The sequence below is a fragment of the Microcystis sp. M079S1 genome (assembly GCF_020246425.1).
Classification (GTDB): Bacteria; Cyanobacteriota; Cyanobacteriia; order Cyanobacteriales; family Microcystaceae; genus Microcystis; species Microcystis aeruginosa.
On record NZ_JADBSZ010000259.1, the window covers coordinates 1 to 6,365 of the forward strand.

5 protein-coding genes and 2 pseudogenes are annotated in these 6,365 nt (G+C 41.1%); 5 read left to right on the forward strand and 2 right to left on the reverse strand.

The annotated features are described in order from the left end of the window. The 3 genes and pseudogenes from IM456_RS17065 to IM456_RS17075 all read left to right on the forward strand — a co-directional run. Positions 1-284, forward strand: a pseudogene (locus IM456_RS17065) (Rpn family recombination-promoting nuclease/putative transposase); the annotation flags it as partial. Positions 285-417: 133 nt separating this feature from the next. After that, complete coding sequence (locus IM456_RS17070) at positions 418-2,373, forward strand: AAA family ATPase (RefSeq protein ID WP_287693070.1); 1,956 nt, start codon at positions 418-420, stop codon at positions 2,371-2,373. Between the two features lie 154 nt (positions 2,374-2,527). After that, complete coding sequence (locus tag IM456_RS17075; RefSeq protein ID WP_002797556.1) at positions 2,528-2,806, forward strand: UPF0175 family protein; 279 nt, start codon at positions 2,528-2,530, stop codon at positions 2,804-2,806. Positions 2,807-3,002: 196 nt separating this feature from the next. Here the strand turns inward: IM456_RS17075 and fabI are convergent, their stop codons facing one another. After that, complete coding sequence (gene fabI / locus IM456_RS17080; protein WP_002797558.1) at positions 3,003-3,779, reverse strand: enoyl-ACP reductase FabI; 777 nt, start codon at positions 3,777-3,779, stop codon at positions 3,003-3,005. Between the two features lie 214 nt (positions 3,780-3,993). Between fabI and ntcA the strand changes: the two genes are divergently transcribed. Both ntcA and IM456_RS17090 read left to right on the forward strand, forming a co-directional pair. Next, positions 3,994-4,671: a global nitrogen regulator NtcA gene (gene ntcA, locus IM456_RS17085; protein ID WP_002793163.1), complete on the forward strand. Its 678-nt coding sequence runs from the start codon at positions 3,994-3,996 to the stop codon at positions 4,669-4,671. Positions 4,672-4,678: 7 nt separating this feature from the next. After that, positions 4,679-6,166: a DUF3084 domain-containing protein gene (locus tag IM456_RS17090; RefSeq protein ID WP_287693071.1), complete on the forward strand. Its 1,488-nt coding sequence runs from the start codon at positions 4,679-4,681 to the stop codon at positions 6,164-6,166. A 13-nt stretch (positions 6,167-6,179) separates the two neighbouring features. Here the strand turns inward: IM456_RS17090 and IM456_RS17095 are convergent. Beyond that, positions 6,180-6,365, reverse strand: a pseudogene (locus tag IM456_RS17095) (Uma2 family endonuclease); the annotation flags it as partial.

The following is a 6,365-nucleotide window of genomic DNA, read 5'->3' on the forward strand; positions in this document are numbered from 1 at the left end:
GTCGCCAAGAAGGTCGCCAAGAAGGTCGCCAAGAAGGTCGCCAAGAAGGTCGCCAAGAAGGTCGCCAAGAAGGTCGCCAAGAAGGTCGCCAAGAAGGTCGCCAAGAAGGTCGCCAAGAAGGGGAAATCATCGGAAAATTAGCTTCTGTTCCCTTATTATTGCGAGCGGGGGTTAATCCCCAAGAAATCGCCGCTTCTCTGGGATTATCTCTCGAACAGGTCTTAGAAGTGGCTCGGTCACGCGAAGCGTGCGCGAAGCGTTCGCTGGGAGAGAGCGAGCGCTAGGGTATTTTCAGATTTCGGCAGTAAAGATATAATTTCCTTATCTTCCTTTCCGCTTTTCTTCAAAACCCTTATTCTGTATGCTGTTTAGCAATAATTAGCGATCGCCAATTATCGGAGTAGTTGATAAACACTTATGAAGCTATCGTTTCTAAAGATTCACAAATCAATAACTTCCTTCCCAGAGCTAGAGCTACCTGATTTTGTGGTGCTTACAGGGGTAAACGGTGCGGGGAAAAGTCACTTACTGGAGGCTATCGAGAATGGGTCGATGCGGATTGATGATATAGAAGTGAATAATCAAACACGTCCTATTCGCCGGTTTGATTGGTCAAACCTTATTCCACAAGATACAGGTGCTTTTGCACCCTACCAAATTACTCAAGAAATATCTGGACTTTGGAATGAAATTAATCAGTATGTGAAAGAATCTCGTACTCATATTTCTCAAAATCTTCAATACTTTAATCGAGTTGATTTAGATAAACTTAAGCCTCGTGAGCTTATAGGTCTTACAGCAGAAGAATTAACTAAAACAGGCAGTAGCGTAGAGCAAGCAAGTCAAATAATTCAAGCTATTCGGGATACCATTTCTACTGTAAATCAAAATGTGACTAATAGATTTATCCAAAATGATCGAGTCAATAGGCAACGCTTGATCGATTTATTTCAGAGCAACACCGATATTCCTTTAGTCGCTTTTGACGAAGATTATTTTTATGAACATTTTCCTAGAAGTTGGCAGTCTGTTGATATATTTCAGCAGTCACTTGCTAGGATCTTCGTAGATTATCAACGCAACTGGCTTACTAATCGGCTCAAACGTGTTGCAAATTTAGAAGGTGAGACTGTTAGCTTCTTAACTGAGGAAGAATTTTTAAGCAAATATGGAGAACCACCTTGGGAGTTTGTAAATAGTATTCTAGAGACAGCAAATCTTGATTTCAGGATTAACCGACCACCGCAATACGAAGATCGCCCTTATGAGCCAATTCTAACAGATAGAGTTAGGAACTCACAAGTGAGGTTCAATGATTTGTCTTCAGGCGAACGGATTTTAATGTCTTTTGCACTGTGTCTTTATTACGCTGATGATAAGAACAAACTTATTGTAGATAATCCCAAAATTTTACTATTTGATGAAATAGATGCTCCCTTGCATCCTTCAATGACTCAATCTCTCTTGCGAACCATTCAAGATGTTTTAATCAATCGTCGCAATATTAAGGTGATTCTAACTACCCATTCACCCTCAACAGTCGCTCTAGCTCCAGAACAATCTATATACGCAATGTATAAGACTGAACAAAGACGGATGCAAAAGGTCACAAAAGATAAAGCTTTATCTATCTTGACTACTGGAGTTCCAACTTTAAGCATAGATTATGAGAATCGTCGGCAAGTTTTTGTTGAAAGCCGTTATGATGTTCAATTTTATGAGAAATTACACGAAAAGCTAAAAGATTATTTAACTCCTGAGATATCACTTAACTTCATCGCGTCTGGTGGAGGAAATGGTACCTGTGATCAAGTAAAAGATGTTGTTAATCAACTGAAAAAAGGAGGCAACCGAACAGTCTATGGAATCATTGATTGGGATTTAAAAAATTGTGGTAATGGTCGTGTTAAAGTTCTTGGCAAAGAAAAGCGTTACAGCATCGAGAATTATATTCTTGATCCCGTGCTTATAGCAGCTTTTCTTGTACGAGAAAAGTTGATAGAACGCATTGAGGTTGGACTCAGTGAGCGTGAAACCTATGTTGATTTTGGCACTTTTGATGATACTCGGCTTCAACAAATAGCTGATTTCATAGTAGAGAAAGTTAAGCCTAAGATTCAATCAGAAGTTCAAGATGATTGTTTATTATGCCAGTATCTTAGTCGCAAAACCATCAAATTACCTAAGTGGTTTCTTCGGATTCAAGGGCATAAATTAGAAGAAATTCTGAAAGATCTCTTTCCAAAGTTAAAGAAATTTAAGCAAGAACCTGAGTTGAAATTAGAAATCATCTCAAAGGTAATTGACGATTTTCCGTCTCTTATTCCCTACGATATTTTATCTTTGTTAAAAGAAGTACAAGATGTTAAATAAGTTGAAAAGCTATATTATAGCAGTTATGTTAATGGTAAGATAGGACGTTTTCGTGGTGGGGAGTCGGTGGTCAATATCAAATTAGGTCATACTTAATCTTGATGAGACAGGCTATAAACATTATCGGTAAACCCAAAAAAAAGGAAGATAAATCATGAAAATTACTATCGATATTCCCGATGAATTGCTTCAACATTACAACTACAATAATCTTACCCGTGAAATTTTAGAGGCTTTGGTGGTGCAGGCCTACCGAGCGGAAAAAATCACCAGTGCCGAGGTCGGAAGTATTTTAGGTCTATCTTCTCGTTGGGTGGTGGATGCTTTTTTGAAAAACCACGATGCCGATTTACATTACAATGAAGTCGATCTAGAGAGCGATCGCAAGACTCTTCAGCAACTTCGCAACAAACACGATCATAGTCTTTTATGATAGTCGTTTCAATTAAATTGAAGATAGATTTCGCCTTTGATACCCCCTTGATCCTAGGGTTGATTCATAGTAGGGTTGATTCATAGTAGGGTTGATTCATAGTAGGGTTGATTCATAGTAGGGTTGATTCATGAATCAACCCTACTACCCTTAATAAGGGGGGCGCTGATGATTTTTAACACCTACCTACTTAAAACTACATTCCCATAATTTCGTAACCGGAATCTACATAAATAATCTGACCGGTAATACCACTAGCAAGATCACTGGCTAAAAAAGCGGCCGTATTTCCCACTTCAATTTGTGTCACCGTGCGATGTAAAGGAGCGATTTCTTCCACATGATGGATCATATCAAGAATTCCCCCCACGGCCGAAGATGCTAAGGTGCGAATTGGACCGGCAGAAATACCATTAACTCGGATCTTTTGGCCACCTAATTCCGCGGCTAAATAGCGAACACTCATTTCTAAACCGGCTTTTGCCACCCCCATTAAATTATAGTTAGGAATTACCTTGACACCGCCGAGATAGGTAAGAGTGATAATACTTCCCCCTGCCGTCATCAAAGGTTTAGCCGATCGAGCTAGACGGGTTAGGGAAAAAGTGCTAATATCTAGGGATTTAGTGAAAGCTTCCCGAGGGATGGCGGTAAAATCGCCCGTTAAACCCTCTTTATCGGCAAAAGCGAGACAGTGAATCAAAATATCCAGTTTACCCCATTTTTCCGCCACTGTAGCGAAAGTATCTTCTACCTGTTGGTCATTTTGGACATCGCAGGGGACATAAAAAGCGGGATTAAGTTCATCGGCCAATTCTCGCACTTTTTTCTCAAAACGGCCTTTTTCGTCGGGGAGATAGGTGACACCGATATTTGCACCAGCTTGATGGAGTTGTTGGGCAATTCCCCAAGCGATCGAGCGATTATTGGCAATCCCCGTCACTAGGGCGTTTTTTCCCGTTAAATCTAACATAGTTCTCGTTTCTCTTACAAAAATCTCCCCAATAGCCGACCCCAGCGAGATTCGGTATAATAGGGATACAGATAAAGGGGCAGCAATGATCACCCCTCCCCCATTGTCTGGCAAAAAGCGCCCAAAACTTTTCCCAGTTTAGGGAGCGGTTATGTTTAATAGAGGTGACACTCGTTGCATAATAAAAACAATTTTCCCCTTTTTTGGATGTGAGATGGACTTATCCCTAATACAAGACAAACCCCTAGCAGATGTGTTCCGTCGAATCGGCAGCGGCAATTTCCCCCCGGTGGTGGAATTGTTCGAGCGTGGCAAAACGATCTTTTTCCCTGGAGATCCCGCTGAAAGAGTCTATTTTTTGCTGAAAGGAGCCGTTAAGTTGTCGCGAGTCTATGAAGCGGGAGAAGAAATTACCGTGGCTCTACTGCGGGAAAATAGCGTCTTTGGTGTGCTATCCTTACTCACCGGCCAGCGATCGGATCGTTTTTATCATGCCGTGGCTTTTACTCCGGTAGAATTACTCTCGGCCCCGATCGATCAGGTAGAAAGGTCCCTCCGCAATAATCCCGATTTATCAATGTTGATGCTGCAGGGGTTGTCCTCGCGCATTCTGCAAACGGAAATGATGATCGAAACCTTGGCTCACCGGGATATGGGTTCCCGTTTGGTCAGTTTTTTATTGATTCTCTGTCGTGATTTTGGGGTTCCCACCACCGATGGCATCCGGGTGGATCTAAAATTGTCTCACCAAGCGATCGCAGAAGCGATCGGTTCTACCCGCGTCACTGTCACCCGTTTATTGGGAGAGCTGCGGGATCAAGAAATGGTCTCAATTTACAAGAAGAAAATTACCGTCCATAATCCCGTCGCTCTCAGTCAACAATTTACTTAAATTCTGGATGACTAGCGCTTATATTTTGGTTTTGGCCATCGTGGTTTTAGGTGGTCTGATAGCGGCGGTTGGCGATCGCATAGGGAGCCGTATCGGTAAGAAAAGGATGCGTTTATTTAATCTGCGTCCGAAACAAACCGCAACTTTGATGACGATTGTAACGGGAATTTTGATCGCCGGTTCGACTTTAATTGTCTTGTTTGCTTCTAGTAAATCCCTGCGTCAAGGGGTTTTTGAACTGGATCGTCTTTTAAATGAACGTCGTGCCGCTATTAAGGATTTGGAAAGTCAGGTGAGAAAAACCACCGAACAAAAAAATCAGGTGGAAAAGGCTTTAAAAACGGCTAAAAGTGAACAGATAGCCGTGCAGAAACGTCTAGAGGTTCTTAACAAAAATTATCAAGCTTCTCGTCAACGTTTGCGATTAGTTTCGGGACAGTTGGAAAAGTTTCGGAAGGAAGTGGCTAATTTAAACAATGAACGAGTTATTTTAACTAATCAAAAGGCACAGTTAATCAGTCAACGAGATCAATTGTCCCAACAAAAATCAATTCTTTCTAGTCAGATCAATCAACTACAAACCACCGTTCAAGTTAGAGATAAAGAGTTGGCTAATCAACAAAAGTTATTAACGGCCAGACAAGCGCGACTTCAACAGTTGGAAACCCAGCAAAAAACCCTACAGCTAGAAATTGATCGCCGGGATCAACGCATTGGAGAACTCGATCGCTCGATTGTAGATAAAAATTTGGCTTTGCAACAGCGTGAGGGAAAATTAAAAGATTTAGAAACCCAAATGGCTTTTCTTAAGCGGGAAGTGGAAGTTTTAGAACAATACTATCAAACCTATCAAGAATTGCGGGAAAAACAAATCGCTATTTTCCGGGGACAGGTGTTATCTTTTGGAGCTTTTCGTATTGTTGATACTCAAGCTATTGTCGCTGTTATTGATAAGTTATTGCGAGAAGCGAATATGAATGCTATCCGTGCCACCCAACCGAATCAGCCTAATTTTGACCAGCGTTTAGTTAAGATCACAAAAGCACAGGTAGAACAGTTAAGTCAACAATTACAGGACGGTAAAGAATATGTGGTGAGAATCCTTTCAGCAGGTAATTATGTCTTAGGAGAAACCGAGATTCGTGTCTTTGCTGATGTGGTTCCCAATCAAAGAGTTTTTGAGGAGAAACAGGTAATCGCTGCCGTTTCCATTGATCCCCAAAATATGACAGAAGAAGACCTACAAAAGCGCTTAGATTTACTCTTAGCTTCGGCTCAATTTCGCGCTAGAAGTGCGGGAGTTTTAGGGTCAATTCAGGTGGAAGATGGTTTATTAACTACGGTAGTTAACTTTATTGGTCAAGTCAAAAAGTCGGGTAATTCTATCGAGACACTTGAGGCAATTGCCGCTAGTAAAACTAATACGGCTGGTCCCTTAACTTTGCGTTTAGTGGCGGTAAAAGATGGTAAAATTGTTTTTAGTACGTCCTCTTAAAAGATAGCTAAAGTTAGGAGTTGAGATTAAAATCAATTCCTTCGTAAATATCGGCAATATTTAAGCTAATTCCTAAAGAATCTAGGGATATAATTCCCCTGGCTGGGGTGTATTCTTGCAGTAACCAATTATTCTCTGAGGTTTTGCTATAGGATTCTATTAGTATCTCCCCTTGACTGACGAGAAGATATTGGTTTAA